Annotated in this window: 22 protein-coding genes; 13 read left to right on the top strand and 9 right to left on the bottom strand. The window is 48.9% G+C overall.

Annotation, left to right across the window (positions count from 1 at the left end; genetic code table 11):
- Positions 1 to 84 precede the first annotated feature (84 nt).
- Positions 85 to 384, top strand: a complete 300-nt coding sequence (locus AC04MQ_RS14065) for a hypothetical protein (protein ID WP_475392385.1) — start codon at positions 85 to 87, stop codon at positions 382 to 384.
- Between the two features lie 161 nt (positions 385 to 545).
- Here the strand turns inward: AC04MQ_RS14065 and AC04MQ_RS14060 are convergent, their stop codons facing one another.
- From AC04MQ_RS14060 to AC04MQ_RS14040, 5 genes are all read right to left on the bottom strand, one after another.
- Positions 546 to 1,607, bottom strand: coding sequence for a hypothetical protein (locus AC04MQ_RS14060; RefSeq protein WP_475392384.1), 1,062 nt, complete (start codon positions 1,605 to 1,607; stop codon positions 546 to 548).
- Positions 1,597 to 2,067 carry a hypothetical protein gene (locus tag AC04MQ_RS14055; protein ID WP_475392383.1) on the bottom strand — a complete coding sequence of 157 codons (471 nt, stop codon included), beginning with the start codon at positions 2,065 to 2,067 and terminating at the stop codon, positions 1,597 to 1,599. The genes AC04MQ_RS14060 and AC04MQ_RS14055 overlap by 11 nt, the downstream gene beginning before the upstream one ends.
- 59 nt (positions 2,068 to 2,126) lie before the next feature.
- On the bottom strand, positions 2,127 to 2,891 hold the full coding sequence (locus AC04MQ_RS14050; RefSeq protein ID WP_475392382.1) for a hypothetical protein: 765 nt from the start codon (positions 2,889 to 2,891) through the stop codon (positions 2,127 to 2,129).
- Positions 2,892 to 2,897: 6 nt separating this feature from the next.
- Positions 2,898 to 3,536 (bottom strand): hypothetical protein, encoded by a 639-nt coding sequence (locus AC04MQ_RS14045; protein WP_475392381.1) that lies wholly within the window; start codon positions 3,534 to 3,536, stop codon positions 2,898 to 2,900.
- A 336-nt stretch (positions 3,537 to 3,872) separates the two neighbouring features.
- The gene (locus AC04MQ_RS14040; RefSeq protein ID WP_475392380.1) at positions 3,873 to 4,181 is read right to left on the bottom strand and encodes a DUF2834 domain-containing protein; all 309 of its coding nucleotides are present in this window, start codon (positions 4,179 to 4,181) and stop codon (positions 3,873 to 3,875) included.
- 125 nt (positions 4,182 to 4,306) lie between these two features.
- On the opposite strand from AC04MQ_RS14040, the gene AC04MQ_RS14035 reads away from it, so the two are divergent.
- Positions 4,307 to 4,717: a hypothetical protein gene (locus AC04MQ_RS14035; RefSeq protein WP_475392379.1), complete on the top strand. Its 411-nt coding sequence runs from the start codon at positions 4,307 to 4,309 to the stop codon at positions 4,715 to 4,717.
- Here the strand turns inward: AC04MQ_RS14035 and AC04MQ_RS14030 are convergent.
- Together AC04MQ_RS14030 and AC04MQ_RS14025 are read right to left on the bottom strand one after the other, a co-directional pair.
- Entirely contained in the window at positions 4,704 to 5,174 is a 471-nt protein-coding gene (locus AC04MQ_RS14030) for a hypothetical protein (RefSeq protein WP_475392378.1), read from the bottom strand. The genes AC04MQ_RS14035 and AC04MQ_RS14030 overlap by 14 nt on opposite strands.
- A gap of 10 nt (positions 5,175 to 5,184) precedes the next feature.
- Positions 5,185 to 5,592, bottom strand: coding sequence for a GFA family protein (locus tag AC04MQ_RS14025; RefSeq protein ID WP_475392377.1), 408 nt, complete (start codon positions 5,590 to 5,592; stop codon positions 5,185 to 5,187).
- A gap of 128 nt (positions 5,593 to 5,720) precedes the next feature.
- On the opposite strand from AC04MQ_RS14025, the gene AC04MQ_RS14020 reads away from it, so the two are divergent.
- The 8 genes from AC04MQ_RS14020 (at position 5,721) to AC04MQ_RS13985 (ending at position 11,495) form a co-directional block, all read left to right on the top strand.
- Positions 5,721 to 6,476, top strand: coding sequence for a hypothetical protein (locus AC04MQ_RS14020; RefSeq protein WP_475392376.1), 756 nt, complete (start codon positions 5,721 to 5,723; stop codon positions 6,474 to 6,476).
- Between the two features lie 248 nt (positions 6,477 to 6,724).
- A complete protein-coding gene (locus tag AC04MQ_RS14015) occupies positions 6,725 to 7,522 on the top strand; it encodes a hypothetical protein (RefSeq protein ID WP_475392375.1) in 798 nt (265 codons plus the stop codon).
- A gap of 7 nt (positions 7,523 to 7,529) precedes the next feature.
- Positions 7,530 to 8,501 (top strand): hypothetical protein, encoded by a 972-nt coding sequence (locus AC04MQ_RS14010; protein ID WP_475392374.1) that lies wholly within the window; start codon positions 7,530 to 7,532, stop codon positions 8,499 to 8,501.
- A complete protein-coding gene (locus AC04MQ_RS14005) occupies positions 8,502 to 8,840 on the top strand; it encodes an ankyrin repeat domain-containing protein (RefSeq protein WP_475392373.1) in 339 nt (112 codons plus the stop codon).
- Between the two features lie 87 nt (positions 8,841 to 8,927).
- Complete coding sequence (locus AC04MQ_RS14000) at positions 8,928 to 9,671, top strand: substrate-binding periplasmic protein (RefSeq protein WP_475392372.1); 744 nt, start codon at positions 8,928 to 8,930, stop codon at positions 9,669 to 9,671.
- 57 nt (positions 9,672 to 9,728) lie between these two features.
- Entirely contained in the window at positions 9,729 to 10,685 is a 957-nt protein-coding gene (locus AC04MQ_RS13995; RefSeq protein ID WP_475392371.1) for a hypothetical protein, read from the top strand.
- Between the two features lie 9 nt (positions 10,686 to 10,694).
- Entirely contained in the window at positions 10,695 to 11,123 is a 429-nt protein-coding gene (locus AC04MQ_RS13990; RefSeq protein ID WP_015090898.1) for an SRPBCC family protein, read from the top strand.
- Positions 11,124 to 11,234: 111 nt separating this feature from the next.
- On the top strand, positions 11,235 to 11,495 hold the full coding sequence (locus AC04MQ_RS13985) for a hypothetical protein (protein ID WP_475392370.1): 261 nt from the start codon (positions 11,235 to 11,237) through the stop codon (positions 11,493 to 11,495).
- Here AC04MQ_RS13985 and AC04MQ_RS13980 read toward each other — a convergent pair.
- Positions 11,487 to 12,365, bottom strand: a complete 879-nt coding sequence (locus tag AC04MQ_RS13980; protein ID WP_475392369.1) for an SDR family oxidoreductase — start codon at positions 12,363 to 12,365, stop codon at positions 11,487 to 11,489. The two genes, AC04MQ_RS13985 and AC04MQ_RS13980, sit on opposite strands and share 9 nt — an antisense overlap.
- Before the next feature lie 108 nt (positions 12,366 to 12,473).
- On the opposite strand from AC04MQ_RS13980, the gene AC04MQ_RS13975 reads away from it, so the two are divergent.
- From AC04MQ_RS13975 to murI, 3 genes are read left to right on the top strand one after another with little or no spacing between them, the layout of a single operon-like run.
- Complete coding sequence (locus AC04MQ_RS13975; protein WP_015090895.1) at positions 12,474 to 13,154, top strand: hypothetical protein; 681 nt, start codon at positions 12,474 to 12,476, stop codon at positions 13,152 to 13,154.
- Positions 13,138 to 14,187: a guanosine monophosphate reductase gene (locus AC04MQ_RS13970; RefSeq protein ID WP_235046321.1), complete on the top strand. Its 1,050-nt coding sequence runs from the start codon at positions 13,138 to 13,140 to the stop codon at positions 14,185 to 14,187. Before AC04MQ_RS13975 ends, AC04MQ_RS13970 begins: the two co-directional genes overlap by 17 nt.
- A 2-nt stretch (positions 14,188 to 14,189) precedes the next feature.
- Positions 14,190 to 14,996 carry a glutamate racemase gene (gene murI, locus AC04MQ_RS13965; RefSeq protein ID WP_015090893.1) on the top strand — a complete coding sequence of 269 codons (807 nt, stop codon included), beginning with the start codon at positions 14,190 to 14,192 and terminating at the stop codon, positions 14,994 to 14,996.
- Here murI and lysA read toward each other — a convergent pair.
- Positions 14,993 to 16,168 (bottom strand): diaminopimelate decarboxylase, encoded by a 1,176-nt coding sequence (gene lysA, locus AC04MQ_RS13960; protein ID WP_015090892.1) that lies wholly within the window; start codon positions 16,166 to 16,168, stop codon positions 14,993 to 14,995. The two genes, murI and lysA, sit on opposite strands and share 4 nt — an antisense overlap.
- Positions 16,169 to 16,185 lie beyond the last annotated feature (17 nt).

Here is a 16,185-nt window from a genome sequence, read left to right as displayed (position 1 = left end):
TTTAAAACAGTTTTGACGAACAAAAGCCTCCGAAGCCCCAATAGCCGCTCCCGCCTTTAAATAGGACCCATAGACGTTAACCAAATGCAGCAGATCGGCTGGCAAAAGGGCCTTAGGTTCTGCAACCTCATCAAACTCTATTTCAATCAAAGCTTGGGGATTGCCCAAAAGCGGTTCGTCTACTCCGGCGACTCGCGCACCATTCCTCTTTTTTCTTCATTTCAGCAAGTACAGCAAACGGTCTTTTTAAATTATATCGCAGACTTGCGCCATCAAGTTGCTGGCTCGAGAGTATCGCTTTCAAGAATTTCATGTGCTCTTCCTGACTTGCCATTTTCCATAGTGATTATGCGTTCTTCGCCAGTTCGAGAATTCTTTCGCTAGTTTCGTAAAAATCACCAGCGATAGCGATCTGACCTTGCTCTTATATTGAGGGCAACGAATTGCGAATACTAAGGGTATTAAAAACAATTAAAAGGTAATTAAAAGTAAGGTAAGTTAAGCCTGACTTGGGATGCCAGGAATATTGATAGCTTATTCAGCTATCAATCAACATCCGAGTCATCCGAATCATAAACTTCGTCTGGAATCTCAGATTCCTCAGCCTCAGTTTTTATACTTACATATTCGACTGTCGGACCAGGCTTGAGAACTTCCCATAGTCGCCGGCAGTGTGCTGCGATGAGTTTTCCAGCGGCAAGGATATATCTTTTATCGCTTTTCGGGTTAGGAACCAGCTCGGTCGGCTGCGGAAAGATAGCTTCGATATCAACGCTTAGGCCTTCACATAAATTAAGCAGATCGGACATAGCGTCCTCTGGAACCCGTGCTGAGGCCTCTGGCTTTAATTTCGACCAAGAATGTAGAATTTTATAGTTATCAATATTTTCTTTGAGCGCGCTGATCACCGTTGCAACATGATTCGCTAACTCAGCGGGCACATCCATAGTCAATACGCCAGGTGAGCTGGCAATCACACCTGCTGATTTTACACGATTTGATTGAGGAACCGATTTTCTAATTCGGCGGTAGGCAATACCTACAGCAAAACCACCGTCGTAATAATAATTCAAAATATCTGCGGGTAGTCGTCGTTGAGCGCCGGGCATCGTGAAATATGCAAAAGAGGAAACTTCCATATATCTCTTTTCGATTCCTGCAAATATTCCTACATCCCAATCGCTACCAACCAAGAAGCTCTGAGGACTCATCGTCCAATATGGGCGCAAATCTTCATCATGATAAGTTCCGTCTTCGGGCAGATACAAATGTGGAAGCTCATTAAATCGCGTAAAATAAGTTTCAATTATCTGTTGGTTTGAAGCCTCTTCGTCCACGATAAAGCAGCCACCATCACCGATACAGGTTAGTAGTTCGAGCATTGTTACTTTTCCCGCAAGGTACCTCGCAAGCACACGATAATCAGAGCGAACGATAAGCCAACGATTCACTGACCCTTCAGAATCACACCACTTTTTTAAATATAACCCACCCGTGCCGACGGCCTTGTATTCAGCGAGGATAACTCCGTCGAATTGCTCGAGGACTCGAACGACTTCAAGATTTCTTAGGGTCGCTTTATAGGATTCGGGAAATCTATGGAGCATCGTCGCTCCCTCCATTCGCTGGTGCTGCTATCGACACTGCCGGAGGTGTTCGGCTGTGCGCATGGTAGACGATGGTTCTATCATAGAATAGGACGTCTTCATTTTGATGTAAATTCACATGCCCACTGGCTTTTGGTCTAGATACAAGACCGTCTCCAACTGCAAGGTCCATTTCGCCGATATGGGTGCCGTATCTCTTCGCTGCGTTAATAGTTTTACTGAAGCTGTTCATTTTAGTCTGAGCAGCTTCAAGCGAATTAAAAAATGAAAGAGCGTAAGCGTCGCAGTTTCGGTCGCCCGTATAATTGGGCAACATCGCTGGTGGAATAAAGTCGCTGGAAGTAGCCGCCTGATTCATAAACCTAAACATCCTCACTTCATTTGATGGAGAATGTTTAGTTGGAGAAGGACATGGTTTTTCAGGAGTGCCAGGAAGTTGCGCTTGGTATTTTAAAGCCATGACCAAGAATACAAAATAATTCACCAACACTCAACAATAAACTGTTTAAAGAGAGGAATTCAAAGCTTTAAAATGACGTTCTTTACCAAATCATCCACGAACTCTTCGGCTTGTAGTTGCCCAATAACGACTCTAGATGGGTGAGCTGCTGAATTCCGGCGCCCTAGTTTTTCGTGTAAGATCTTGTATAAATCGCCAGTAATAACGCCAGCACTTTTTGCGATCACAAGAACTTGTGACTCTTTCAGTTCTTCTGAAAAATCTTCTATCTTTTTTATTTCGAGGATCTTGTTTTTATGATGGCCGGGATAATTAGCAGTCCATGCCTTGTTGAAACCCGCCAATCGTACCGCGTCACTTAAAATCTGAGTGCACAAATGGGAATACGCAAGATTCCATGTCATCACAATCGCCGCACGAGGCGAACCGACTTTAAAGCACTTAATCGCTTCATCCAGATACTCTCGTTGGCTTTCATCTTTTATCAAAGCTGGTAAAGCTTCAAGCATTTGAGTTAGTTTTATAGTGTTTTGATTCACGCTATATTTCTTATTAAAACTCTCTCTAACATTTCCTTCGAGTTTGTATCCAGCACTCATCTTCAAAATCTGTCGAGGACGTCTACCAACTAAATCTGCTAACTGGGAATGAATATTTCCAGGAGGATCCAAGTGTAGATCGTTGTAACACTTTAATAACTGTGCTCCCGAAAAGAGTTCCAGGCCTTGCTGAGTATGTAGATACCATCCGAAAAATTTTATTTTTTCGACGTGAAGCCATTTTCCAAAGCCCGGAATTTCTTGAGTGATATCTTGAAGACCCATTTAGCTTTAGCTCTTTGATGTTACTCTGCGAAGAGCCTCTTCACCAACATGATTAACGGCGTACATTCCTGTAGTCGATCCCGAAACAAACAGACCTTCGTTCTTCAAAGTTCTAAATGGCTGAGAAACATCTTTTTGTACAGACCAACCCATAAATCTGAATGCCGTATAAATATGGTCCGTCGAAATCTCTGTCGTCCCTTGCTGGCTAAACCAAGTTGCAACAATCAGATATTTCTGACGGTCTGAAGCCGGGCTTCCTAATTGAGCGTAGTAGTCTTTGAAGTTGGGAGTGCCAATATTAAAGTTCACATCGGTAAGAATCTTCGGAGTAGCATAAGTACGTTTTTTTGCAGCCTTCTTTTCGGCTACAGCAACTTGTTCTTCCTCTTCAGCATCTGCCACTTCCGCGTCAATCACATCTGTTTCTGGCCCTTCAGCATGAGAAGAGTTTGCGTTTGCCTTTTGAGCAAGTGTCTTAAAGCTCGCGCCGCCAACTGTGATGACCTTAGGGCTCATCTTTTCCAAAGCGGTTTCGAGCGCTTTGAAACCTTGTTGAATTGTGTCATCACTTCCTTCTAACTGAAGGAGCATGACGGTCATTTTACTTTTAGAAGCAGGTTTTGCATCAACGTTCTTTTTCATTATATGCCTCCTAGATACGCAGCTCTTTATAGGAATACTTACAAAAAGTCCACACAGCTTTGTTTTTAAGACACACAACGCATAGAGACATTGCTTCATTTCTAACCAATTTGAGATAAGACCGCAGTTCGATAATCTTCGAGCAAGGGGCACCATTCCCTCTCCAAATTTCTTCGGACAGTCCTCGTTCTTTTTTTCTTCTGTTTCATTCTGTTGATTGATTGGTTCAATGGTTTTTCTGTGGCTTCGTTGTGGCTACAAAGGCCTGCGGAACTTGAAATTTGGAGAGGGAATGGTGCTTCCACTCAGCTTGCGAGCGGAAGGCGTGATGCTTGGCTACTTTTGGGAAGAGCTGCGCTTATAGAAATACAGTGGTAGGGCTAGTGACAGGCCTACCATCAAATTGGCTGCCAGAACCATCCACCAACCGTTGATGCTGTTTTTCCTGGAATCAACGAACGACCAGATCAGAAATGCGAGGGACGAAATGACCAAGTCCACCGCGAAGAATCTGGAAACACTGTTTGCGAACAGCAGTTCAAGAAAAAGAGAAACACTCGCGCCCGGCTCTGCAAAGAACGGAACCAGAAAATAAAATGGGACAACGGTCCCCAAAACAGCCAGGATAATCCAAGTTTGTCGCATAACTCATGCTATCGGGCTCACAACTTGCAAACAAGAGTAAAATCCGACATCGCAGGTCAGAAATTATTTTTGCACTCAACAATTTTTGGAATCGAATACATTATAAATATCCAAAGAGGTCTTGCGTGAATCTTAGATTTTTGAATGTTCAGAACATCTTTCTGATGGATGCCGTGGGCGCCTTATTAAGCCTGACCCTGACGGCGGGGATTTTGCCGTTCCTGTCGACATGGACAGGGTTGCAGCCGAGTGTTCTCTATTTCTTAGCGGCGTTCCCGCTTCTTTACTGTGTGTTTTCTTTTATCTGCTACAGACAGCGAAACCAAAAGCCATGGATGCTTTTAACCATCCTCTTTGCCAATGCACTTTATGTTCTTGTTTCAGGGGCTGTGATGCTGACGGTTCAGGGAATCACCGTGTGGGGCTATTCCTTTCTGGTGGCAGAAATTCTAGTCCTGCTTGCCGTCATCCTGATCGAATGGTCGGTGTACCGCAGTTTCTTTGGTAAAACTGCGGACTCGTCTAAGGCATTTTAATAATCATAAAGTTCAAACCCGGCCCCTGACTGGTTACAAAACCCAGACTGTAGCTTCCGGTCTTGGCGAATTCAAATCGCAGGGCTTTGATGACAGTTCCGCAGTCGCGGATCTTGCCAAAATCCACCGGATTAAAAGAAGCGCCAGAAGCAAGTTCAGTCACATCCATGCGTGGATAGGCATCAGATACAATCACGTACGATCCAGGTGTCGCGACCTCAAACTTCACAAACCCATTCGAACTGGATTCGCCCGACACTAACTGCAGATCGATCCTCTGGCCCGTGGCAACGACGGGCCCCCGCACCTGCTCGACACTCGCAGACACCTTTGTCCCCTCGCTGATCCAGATTTTATAAGCTTCCGCCGTAAAATTGCGAGAAGACACACAACCTGCGGGAACATCAGCGGCAAAAGCGCCGCCACCCATCAATAAAGAAAACATCAAAGAAAGCATACGTCGCACCTTACGAAGGAAGTTTATCAAATTTTCGAATCTTGTCCAAATCCACGGTCCAGCTGGCCTGACTTGAACAAAAGATATGTGCCGTGGGCTTGATCGAAACCTCTGTATTCAGACTTCCCGCGGGAACCACCAGCAACTTTCCATCCATTTGCAAGTTGGGAACGGCCGCTCCGCATTGCTTGCAAAAACTCTTTACGTGTCTTGTCGACGGCAGATTGTAGGTGGTGATCTGATCTTCACCAGAAAGCCAGTTCAGCTTGGCACTGGAAGAAAACAAGTTTGCCGCATGGGCAGAGCCTGTGTCCTTCTGGCAGTGCTTACAATGACACAGAAAGAAACTTTCAAAGGCGCCTGTCACTTCAAAAGTCACACTTTGACAAAGGCAGGACCCCGAAGACAGATTAATCACAGACCGCCCCCACAACAGATTTCATAAAAGCTCCTTATTACGGCAAAGTTTATTCCCTGCGTTTTCCTGGCACAAGTAGTTGCTCAACGCCCCATCCTTTGCCTATAGTTTTAGACAGGGAGAACAACATGAAGACATATCACCTGCTGCTGATCGCGGCTTTGACACTTACTGGTTGCACCAAGGTTGAAGAAGAAGTCCCGTCCATCAAAGCTGAATTCCAGCAAAAGTATGAATTCGTCATGGCCTCATTTGATTCCACCATTCGCACCCACGACCGCGAAAGCACTTTGGCCCCTACCCAGCAGGAATTCCTAAATCGCCAGCTGAACGAACTTAAGGCCATCATCCCTTTGCGTGGCATGACCGACGCCCATCTCTATGACTCTCTGACCGACAGGCAAACTCTTCGTGTTGACAGCGCTCAAGTCGGTCTGGTGATCAACCGTGTGAACGTGTGGCAGCTGTGCGGCCAGATGAGCTCGCTGGGTATCGGCAGCCTGCAAATGGGCGGATATTCCCTGGCGATCAACGCCAGTCCCAGCTCTGCCTACACAGTGAACTCTGATTACTTTAACTACGATGCTTACACCCCCCAGTATCAGGCCGCACCCCAAAAAACCATCGCAGCCCCGGCCGTGATGATTTGGGAAAACACTGTCGGCAACCCCGGCCAGTGTTACAGCGCGCGAGTGCTGGTGGAATACGGCCTGCCCCATAAAGCCGTAAAAAAATCCCTGATCGAATGGCGACAGAATATTGCAGGCATCCAAGGACGCCTGGAACAGTTGACCCGCGAAAGGTCCCCGGAGAACTATCCCCTCAGCCATCAGCTGATGGTGGAATCACAAAAACTCAAAGAAGCCTTCGACAAATTGCCTTAACGACAAAAGCCGCCCCCAAAGCGGCTTTTTCTTTTTCAAACCTGCCACAACTCCCATTACAGCAATCGCTGAAAAGCAAGTTTTCAGCCGGTTGCACTTTTTGTCCATCGATCTCAAACAACCTGGCCAGATGTTACTGAATGCAAAGCAGCTGGTCCAAAGCTTGAATCTTTATCGCATTGGCAGAGAGAGCCCTCGCACGTCTCATTCTGAGACAGAGAAAAGAACAAATAAAAGGAGAGAAACCCATGAAAAGAACAATCACACTGTCCGTTGCTGCAGTTATGATTTCCCAAAGCGTTGCCTTTGCACAAGTGGACCGCACCGCCGAAGTCACCGGACAGGCCATCAATCAGGCCCAGCAAAATATCACGGCCCTCAGAACCAATCTGGTTCAGCTGGACTCAGCACTTGAACAAACCGCAAAAACCATTGATGCTCGCGACAACTCTGGTGGTATCACCAACGCTTTGACTATTGCAGGTGCTGCCGCCGGACTGGGACTTTCTGTTATTTCTTATTTCGCCGTGAATTCCCGCACCACGGGATCCGGCTTGTTGGGAATGTTCAGCGTGGCTGGTTCTCTGATCGCTTCAATGACCTCCATTGTTACCGGCACGGGCAGTTCACTGCTGAAAAAAGATGTCGACACCAAAGCACTTTCTGACCAGCTTGAAGCCATCGAAAAAGAAATCGCGGCAAACAGAGCTGGACAAAGCAAAGAGGCCTCCGCAATTCTAAATCAACTTTCCGACTCTGTTTCTGGCATGAAAGCCTCGCTGAAAGAATATCAAAAGGCTGAAGACGACACCGATCGCACTAAAATGCTGGCCCACCTGACTCAGGGGATTGGCACGGCTTTGCTGTTCTATTCTCTGACTCAGCATAACAGCAACAAGGCTACACTTGTCGGCGGTCTTCTGTTAAGTGCCGGGAACCTGACCCGTGTTGTGGCCGGACTCAGTGATTCTCAGGCTGAATCCGTCTTGAAAGAAATCGAAGCCACCCGTATGAGCCTGCGCACAGCAGCCACCGTACTGGAATAAATCTCTGATGCTGAAGCGGACTTTGTGCTTTATTCTGGCACTGTCTTTGGGCCTTCCTGTGAAGGCCCCAGCCGCGGCTTTGCGCTGCGAGTCCGTTTTCATTCCCAGCCTGAAAGAAGTTCTGCAGACCATTGACCGCGAAAACTCGCAGTATCTTTTCAATGGCAAATCAGTTCAGGAACACACGTCCACCCTGTCCTGGAACCGCAAAAGAAAAATCCGTAAAATTCTGAATCAACTGGAAATCGAAAATGTCCCGTCCCAAGTCACCCTGGAAAGACAGGCCGTGGAATTGGGCACCCTGATGTTTGGCGCCAAAGACGCCCCCTCCCGCTGGATAAAAAAGAATGGTCAGGAACGCCTGGAGGAATCCGCCGTTCTGATCGTCAAAGAACAGCTTCTGAAAGAAGGCCTGATTAAAACCTGGGGCCAGACTCACGACGCTGCCACCTTAAGTGCTCTTTCCAAAGTCATGGACCGTGTCTGGCGCTTTCAGCACAGTCGCATCATGGAATTTGCCGGCATTCCTTACTGGCTGCCGAAAATGCCCAACAAAGCCATCAGCAAAGAGCTGATGTTCAAGGTCATCCGTGATGGCTACACCGCTCATCAAAAAGAGGTCGCCATCGCTCTGAAGTCCCAGAATTACCGGGACGCTTACAGCACTTTTGCCAAGATCTACAAACCCGTGGTCTTTGCCTTGATTTTTATTTTTATCATCGAACGCTCTTACGACCAGTATCAGGACGAAATCAATAACGCTGTCGACACCATGATCAAGGATCTGCAACAGCAGCGCGAGTCCCTGGATAAGGCTCTGCCTCAGGTAAAACTGGAAGAAGGAAAAAATGCCTTCCGCCAGGCCCTGGAAGGATTTAAGATGAAGTGGGGCGAAGAGCCCACACCTGCCGAGCGCGCCGTGATGCAAACCCGTATCGAAAGCGCTCTGGGCCTTCCACAAGGCAGTATCGGAGAATAAATGTCAGCTGGGGACTGGAAAGAAATGTACAACGCCGCCGCCACCGGCAATATGGAGCTGGTTCAATACCACATCAAAAACGGTGTGGATCCCAACTATCAACATCCCGAAATCCTGTCCACCGCGCTGGTCGCCAGCATCACCTATGGACATCTGGCAATCGCCAAGTTCCTGTTAGAGCATGGAGCCAACCCGACTTTGTTGTCCGAGTTCGACAATATGACCCCGTTACAGGCCGCCAAAGCCTTCAACCGACAGGAAATTATCGACATTCTTGTGAAATCCGCGCCTCCAGCTAATTTGCTGGAACGTTTTCTTCGCTTCGTTCACTTGCGCTAACAAAGCCGTCCTAAATTTCCAAATCGTAATAGTTTCTCCCCCGAAAAAGGCAGTGACAACAGTCAGTGGGTGTATGACCTTAGCTCTATGAACGCGTTGATGGCTTTGGCCTTCATTCTGACCCCATTATGTTCTTTGGCAAAACCTCCGGAGCCAAAGGCCATTCGCTATGGCATCAACTCCAATTACGCCATGCCTTTGATAAACGTAGAACGCGTTCAGAACACCCCCAAGCTCGAAGGCGGACTGTTGCGGGACTTGGGACAAGCACTGTTTAAAGAACTCAACCTCACCCCCACGTGGATCCTTTTACCAAAAAGCCGGGTCGCCTCGAACCTCACCTCGGGTAATGTGCATCTGGTCTGTCATCTGAATGAAGTCTGGCAGCCGGCGATCCGTGAGGCTGTTTTCTGGAGCCACGATCTTTATCGCAGTTCAAATCTGATTGTGTACATTGGCGGAAAGCCCATTCTGAAAGCCAAAGACCTTTATGGCAAGCGCGTGGGCGGAGTCTTGAATTTCATTTATCAGTACATGGATGACTACTTCAAAAAGGGCCTGATCCTGCGTGAAGACGGTCCGAACAACGAAAGCAATATCCAAAAGCTGCTCAACGGGCGCATCGATTATGTCATCATGTCGAACCTGGAATTTGAGTACTACAAAAAAGTCTATCCCAGCCTGGAATCCGCCGACCTCGGGATGGACGAAATTATCACCAAGTGCGCCCTTTCGCGTAAAGCCCCTATCACCCTTGACGAGCTGAACCGGGCCATCGACAACATCAAGAAAAACGGCACCTTGGAAAAAATCCTCAAATCCTACAATTAGCCCCGCTGACTCGGACCCTTTCTTGACTCAAAGCGGGCTTCCTGCGATCTAGGTCCTATGAAAGTCCTTTTGCTCCTGACAGCCCTAGTTTTAACCGTCGCCGGCTCTGCCAGCGCCGAGGAGCTGACTTGGTGGGCGGCCACCGCCGAAGATGTGGAAAAGGCGCCATGCAAAACCCAAAGCGCCCCCTCATTGGCGGCTATGGAATCCACCCTGCTGGCTTTGCCGGGTGCCCGGGCTTCCAAAGTTCTTAACGGCATCAGCTTCAAAAACGAAAGCCCCCGCCTGCTGGAGCTTTTCTCGGATCTGCATAAGCTCGACATCAGCCTGCGTGGCCGCCCGGAACTGACTTTCACTGTTCCCTGCGACAAGGTTCTTTGCGCCGTTAAAAAAATATTTGGCGACAGCGAAGGCGTTCAACTGCTGTATTTGCTAAAGACCTTCGGCTTTAATGGATCGCACCTGCGCACGAACCTTGCTTCCCCGTGGCGCGCCGATGAACTGAACGAGATTCTGCAGGCCCTGGCGGACTATCCCTTGCATCTTTACCCGGTGGAATACAACAAACGTCTGATCCACTTCCCGCGCGGTGCACGCTATGGTTTCGGCCAGGACATCGTCGCCAATGCCAGCATGGAAATCTTTGATCTGTGGAATGAACTTTCCGCCCCGGAACGCCAGCAGACCTTCCTGCACGAACTGGGACACACCCTGGCTTACCGTGGAAAGCTCGATACTTCGGAAGAATGGCTGCGCCTGGGGGGCTGGCAAGAAACCCGCCGCACGGTCAAAGGCGTTCTTTACCGTGAATACACACTGACGGATCCTTCCAAAGCCGTTTCTGAATACGGCAAACTGAACCCTTCTGAAGACTTTGCCGAATCCGTGGTGGCCTATCGCTTCACCGGGCAACGTCTGAAGGAACATCAGCCGCAAAAATACCAGTTCCTGAAAAAACAGGTGTTTGCCTCTCAGGAATATCTGTCGCAAGATCAATGCAGTTCCTCACCTTAGGAGTTCCCGATGAAAGACAGCATTGAATTATCCATTAAACTTAAAGCCAGCAGCGGCTGGATCTGGAATGCCCTGACTGATCGCGGGGAACTTGAAAACTGGTGGAGTGAATCGGTTGTCCTTGAACCCAAAGTCGGCGGTGCCTTCAAAGAGCCGTGGATCGATGACGAAGGCGATAAACAAATGGCTTCGGGCAAAGTGGTGAAACTGAAAAAAGAACAGTTCATCACTTTCACCTGGAAGGAAAAAAGCTGGCCCAAAACCGCCACCACGGAATGCACCTTCACCATTGAAGACAATGGCAAAGAACGTGTTCTGTCACTGGAACACTCCGGCTGGGACACCCTGCCAGCAGAAATCCGCACCAAAACAATCAAGGACTTCAAAGTAGGCTGGGGTTATCACCTGAAAGAGCTTAAATCGTATCTGGATGATTGAAGGATTTTTGGAAACGTTTTCCAAACAAAATCCTAACTGGCAAACGGCCGCAAGGCCTCTTATAAAAGCCCCGAAACCAAGTCACTTCACACAAGTAATAAGGGGCTTTTCATGAAGACATTCGCAGTTATCGCAACTCTTTTGCTATCCTCTGTTTCTTTCGCAAAATCGAAATCCTGCTCCTGGCAGATTGAAACTCACTTCCTTCAGCAGGGTTATCAGGTTCGCCTGGTGCAGTTCCAAAAAGAACTGGAAACTGGCGACAAGGTCTACCATGTGCGCACAAACTATCATGGTGGCGATGCCGCTTCTGAAGTGACCACCAGCCCACGTTGTGAAATTCTGGATGTTCGCGAACTTTGGTCAGAGTAAGCCCTCCTGAGGCTCGGGTAAAACCCAGGCTTTTTTCATATCCTCGCAGAACTCTTCAAAGCTGCGAGGATCCCGACCCAGTATCTTTTCGACGGCCCCCGACACTTCGGCCGCCGCCCCTTCCCGGGCCGCTCGGTGCAGACTCATCTGGGCCTCCATCATCCACGGCGACTGCTCCCGGTTGAATGTCTTCCGGGCCGCATCCTCGGTCACAGGCACATACGAAACCCTTCTTCGGGCATAATGAGAAATAATCGACACGGCTTCCGCATTGGACAGGGCTCTTTCCCCGGTCAGCACCAGTTCCCGTTTTTGATAGCGCCAGGGGTTTTGCAGTAAAAGGGCTGCAACGTCGGCCACGTCCCGGGCATCCACAAAAGACGTTCGCCCCTCCCCTTGAGGCAGATACAGCGTGCCGGCCATCAGGGACTCATAATGCGACTTTAAGAAGCATTGCATGTAGATATTGGGTTTCAGCAGGCAATAGCGCAGACCACTTTGCATCAAGATGTCGTCAGCCTCACCTTGTATCCGTTGATATAAATAGCGAGACACCGGTGACGCCCCTAAACCTGAGACTTTCAAGACAAACTGCACCCCCGAAGCTCGGGCGGCGCCTATCACGTTTTCGGCCTGCTGAATCATATTTTCACAAAGAGGCTGGATAAAAACCAAAACATCGACATCCCGGAAAGCCTGCTCCAACAGATAGCGGTTCTCAAGTGGGACCTGCATCCCCTTGATATCCTTTGGCAAGCGCTCCAAATCCCGGCTGATAGCCACGACTTCTGCGCCTTTTGAATGCAGTTGGCGCACCAACTCCGACCCCATGGTTCCGGTGGCGCCCGTCACCATAATTCGCAGTTCCATAAAGCCTCCCAGAGCCTTTATTATGACAAATTCTTCGCTCGGACCGTCATCTGTTTCTTAGCAAGAGTCCGCTTGACTCAAACAGGCTTTAGGGATGTAAATACTTAAGTGAATTTTTTTGCCGAGAACCTGAAGGTCTTTAAAAAAGTTTTCTTGCCCCTGTTCGCGCTGGTCGTTCTGTCGAGCAACATAGACCAGTACCTAAATCTTAAAATGGAAACCGCCCTTCGTGACCCTTTGGGAGTTCAAACCCAGGTGATTTACTATGGCTTCTTTTCTATTTTAAGCAGCGTTCTGTTTCCGGTTCTGCTGATCAGCATCGCCCTGTATGCTTTGAACAACTTGGATTCCACGACGCGAACTCTTCAGGATTTCTGGGATAAGCACCTGAATCAAATGTACATCGAAACCCTGCGCGCCTGGGGAAAGACCCTGCAGTGGACAATCCTGCTGATTCTGCCAGGGATCTGGAAGTACGTAGAGCTTTCCATGGTGCCTTTTGTGGTGACCTCAAGCCAGGTCTATGATGAAGGCAGGATCGATGCACTGAAAGGTTCCGCGCAAGTCGTGCGCCGCCGCTGGTTTGTGATTTTGTCGATTTTGGTTTTATTCCACCTTTTCATTCCGGGCATCCTGACCACCGTCTTTGATGCCTATCGCCTGATCTGGAAGACTCCGGTGCAAAGCCTGCTGCTTTCCGCCCTGGATACTTATTTGCTTTTGGTTTCAACTCACATTCTGTTCAATATTTTTAGAAGCGAGGTAAGACGTCATGACGCTCATGTTTAACTGGAAAGATATCAAGAATCGCGGCAAAGGCCTGACCTTCGATGACGTGCTGATCATCCCGGCAAGATCTGACGTACGTTCCCGCCGTGACCCGCGTCTGACTTCCAAAGTGACCAAGAACTTCACGATTGAAACTCCGATCGTCAGTGCGAACATGGACATGGTCACTGAATACGACATGGCGTTTGCGATGAACCAACTGGGTGGCATGGGGATTCTTCACCGCTTCCTGGATATTGAAGAACAAGCCGCGCAAGCCCGTCGCCTGAAAGAAAATGGCGTAAAAGTTATTTCTGGCAGCGTGGGCGTTGGTGAAGAATTCAAAACCCGTGCAAAAGCACTGGTCGAAGCCGGAGTGAACATTATCACGATCGACATCGCTCACGGCCACTCTGTGCAGATGATGGAAACCATGAAGTGGTTGAAAGACCAATACCCGCAGGTGGATCTGATTGCCGGAAACCTGGCGACCCCGGATGCGGCTCGCGATTTGATCGAAGCCGGCGCTGATGCAATCAAAGTGGGCATCGGCCCTGGTTCCATGTGCACCACGCGTATCATCACCGGTTGCGGAGTTCCACAACTGACAGCAATCGGCCTGTGCGCAGAGATCGGTGAATCATACGGTGTGCCTGTGATCGCTGACGGTGGTATCCGCACATCCGGCGACATGGTGAAAGCATTTGCTGCGGGCGCAAGCACTGTGATGCTTGGAAGCATGCTGTCTGGCACGATCGAAACCCCAGGGGAAATCAAAAACGGTAAAAAACAATACCGTGGCATGGCCTCCAGATCCGCTCAGGATTCATGGCGCGGTGGCGTGCCTGAGGGTATGGCTCCCGAAGGGGAATCCACCCAAGTCAGCGTCAAGGGCCACGTTAAAGACGTGATCCTGGAAGTCACTGGCGGCATCCGCAGCGGCATGAGCTACGTCAATGCAACAAGCATTGCCGAAATTAAAGACAAAGCCCTCTTTATGGAAATGTCTTCCAATGGTATTGCTGAGTCTCGCGCACACGGAGTGAAAAACTAAGAATGGCAGACCAGGATTCCCGTCCCATAGGCGTCTTTGATTCAGGTATCGGCGGCTTGACAGTTCTAAAAGAGCTGGCGCTGCAGTTTCCTCATGAAAGTTTCTTATATGTAGGCGACACCGCTCGCCTTCCCTATGGTTCGAAATCCCCGCAAACCATTCGCAAGTACTCTGAACAGATCATTCAGTTTTTGGAAAAACAAAACGTCAAAGCCATCGTGATTGCGTGTAACACGGCCTCAAGCCAGGTGTCCGAACGCGAAATCGATGGCCTGCCGATTTACAACGTGATTGAGCCTGGTTCCCAACGTGCCCTGGAGCTTTCCTCCGGCAAACGCATCGGCGTACTGGCCACGCGTGCCACGGTGAACAGCCAGGCTTATACTCACAAAATTCACGCCCTGGATCCGCAGGCTCAGGTTTTTGATCAAGCCTGCCCATTGTTTGTTCCACTGGCCGAGGAAGGCTGGGACGCTGATCCCGTAACCAATCTGATTGTGTTCCGTTATTTAAGCCCGCTGCTGCAGAACCATATCGACACTTTGATTTTGGGCTGTACTCATTATCCGATTCTGAAAAATTCCATTGCCCGGGTGACTGGAAGCTCGATTGAACTGGTGGACTCCGGCGAAGCGATTGCACAATGGTTGTCGCGCGACTTCAAGAGCGGCCGACTGGGCCCGAATAAAAGCAATGAACCCCGTCGCATTGATATAATGACGACGGATTCTTCCGCGCACTTCACTGAAATGGCTCAGCGGATTTTAAAACCCGCCAAAGCCGATCAATACGCGGTCGTCGACGTTTAGATACAAATCTCCAAAGGCAGTTCCTGCAGATTATAGACACTGGCCATGGAATACCCATAGGCCCCGGAATCCATAATCGCCACAAAGTCGCCCTCTTGAACTTTCGTCAGTGAAATCTCTTTGGCAAAGAAATCCGAAGACTCACAAATCGGGCCCACTACATCCACCACAAAAGCCGCATCTTTTCTTTTCAGCGGCTCAATGCGATGAGTGGCTTCATACAACGACGGTCGAATCAGGTGATTCATCCCCGCATCCACGATTACAAAAGTTTTCGCGCTGGTTTCTTTGATGTACTGCACCTGCGTGATCAAAGCCCCGCAATGGGCCACCAGCCAGCGGCCGGGTTCGGCCTGCAGTTCGCAGTTTAGATCTGACAGATTTTCCATAGTGATTTGCGCGTATTTCTGTAACAGGGACTCTTCCAGCTGAAGATCCACACGGTCATAGAAAATCCCCAAGCCTCCGCCAAAGTCGAACTTTTTCAGCGTCGGGAATTCAGCCTGCAGTTCCAGATAAACGGTCTTAAGCCTTTTCAATGCTTCGTCGTATCCAGAGAACTCCAACATTTGGGATCCCAGATGCAGACTGACACCCACCAGATCGATAGAATCAGAATAGTTTTTAAGACATTTCACCAAAGCCGGAACCATGGAACGCTCCATGCCGAATTTGTTGTCCTTCAAACCCGTGGCAATGTAGGGATGCGTATTAATATCCACATCAGGATTCAGACGCAAAGCCACCTGGGCTTTCTTTTTCAGTTCACGACCCAACATGCCGATGCGTTCAAGTTCCGGCAGACTTTCCACGTTGATTTGATAAATGCCGAGCTTCAGGGCTTCAGTCACTTCAAATTTGGTTTTACCCACGCCGCTATAGACAATGTCCTGCGGGGAAAAACCACATTCCAGGGCGCGCTTGATTTCTCCCAAAGAAACCACGTCCGCCCCGGCGCCGAGGCTTTTTAGTTTTTGCAGAACACCAGGATTGGGATTGGATTTCACCGCGAAAAAAAGACGAGTCCCCTTCAAGGCCTGAGACATCGCCTGATACCTTTGGGCGACAGAATCAAGATCGTAGACATAAATGGGGCGCATGTAATTGGCCACCAGGGGCAAAAGTGGCTTTTTTAACGGACCAAGACACAATTCATTATTGATGTATTCCACGAAAACCTCGTGCTAGT

This window comes from Bdellovibrio sp. MYbb2 (assembly GCF_056175685.1).
The sequence above is the reverse complement of the archived record's forward strand: the minus strand, read 5'-3'. Positions and strand labels throughout refer to the sequence as shown.

Bases quoted from the DNA above. Each gene is read 5' to 3' on its own strand.
- AC04MQ_RS14065 (WP_475392385.1), top strand. From the start codon at position 85: ATGCAGCAGATCGGCTGGCAAAAGGGCCTTAGGTTCTGCAACCTCATC.
- AC04MQ_RS14060 (WP_475392384.1), bottom strand. From the start codon at position 1,607: ATGCTCCATAGATTTCCCGAATCCTATAAAGCGACCCTAAGAAATCTT.
- AC04MQ_RS14055 (WP_475392383.1), bottom strand. From the start codon at position 2,067: ATGGCTTTAAAATACCAAGCGCAACTTCCTGGCACTCCTGAAAAACCA.
- AC04MQ_RS14050 (WP_475392382.1), bottom strand. From the start codon at position 2,891: ATGGGTCTTCAAGATATCACTCAAGAAATTCCGGGCTTTGGAAAATGG.
- AC04MQ_RS14045 (WP_475392381.1), bottom strand. From the start codon at position 3,536: ATGAAAAAGAACGTTGATGCAAAACCTGCTTCTAAAAGTAAAATGACC.
- AC04MQ_RS14040 (WP_475392380.1), bottom strand. From the start codon at position 4,181: ATGCGACAAACTTGGATTATCCTGGCTGTTTTGGGGACCGTTGTCCCA.
- AC04MQ_RS14030 (WP_475392378.1), bottom strand. From the start codon at position 5,174: ATGCTTTCTTTGATGTTTTCTTTATTGATGGGTGGCGGCGCTTTTGCC.
- AC04MQ_RS14020 (WP_475392376.1), top strand. From the start codon at position 5,721: ATGAAGACATATCACCTGCTGCTGATCGCGGCTTTGACACTTACTGGT.
- AC04MQ_RS14015 (WP_475392375.1), top strand. From the start codon at position 6,725: ATGAAAAGAACAATCACACTGTCCGTTGCTGCAGTTATGATTTCCCAA.
- AC04MQ_RS14010 (WP_475392374.1), top strand. From the start codon at position 7,530: ATGCTGAAGCGGACTTTGTGCTTTATTCTGGCACTGTCTTTGGGCCTT.
- AC04MQ_RS14005 (WP_475392373.1), top strand. From the start codon at position 8,502: ATGTCAGCTGGGGACTGGAAAGAAATGTACAACGCCGCCGCCACCGGC.
- AC04MQ_RS14000 (WP_475392372.1), top strand. From the start codon at position 8,928: ATGAACGCGTTGATGGCTTTGGCCTTCATTCTGACCCCATTATGTTCT.
- AC04MQ_RS13995 (WP_475392371.1), top strand. From the start codon at position 9,729: ATGAAAGTCCTTTTGCTCCTGACAGCCCTAGTTTTAACCGTCGCCGGC.
- AC04MQ_RS13990 (WP_015090898.1), top strand. From the start codon at position 10,695: ATGAAAGACAGCATTGAATTATCCATTAAACTTAAAGCCAGCAGCGGC.
- AC04MQ_RS13985 (WP_475392370.1), top strand. From the start codon at position 11,235: ATGAAGACATTCGCAGTTATCGCAACTCTTTTGCTATCCTCTGTTTCT.
- AC04MQ_RS13980 (WP_475392369.1), bottom strand. From the start codon at position 12,365: ATGGAACTGCGAATTATGGTGACGGGCGCCACCGGAACCATGGGGTCG.
- AC04MQ_RS13970 (WP_235046321.1), top strand. From the start codon at position 13,138: ATGACGCTCATGTTTAACTGGAAAGATATCAAGAATCGCGGCAAAGGC.
- murI (WP_015090893.1), top strand. From the start codon at position 14,190: ATGGCAGACCAGGATTCCCGTCCCATAGGCGTCTTTGATTCAGGTATC.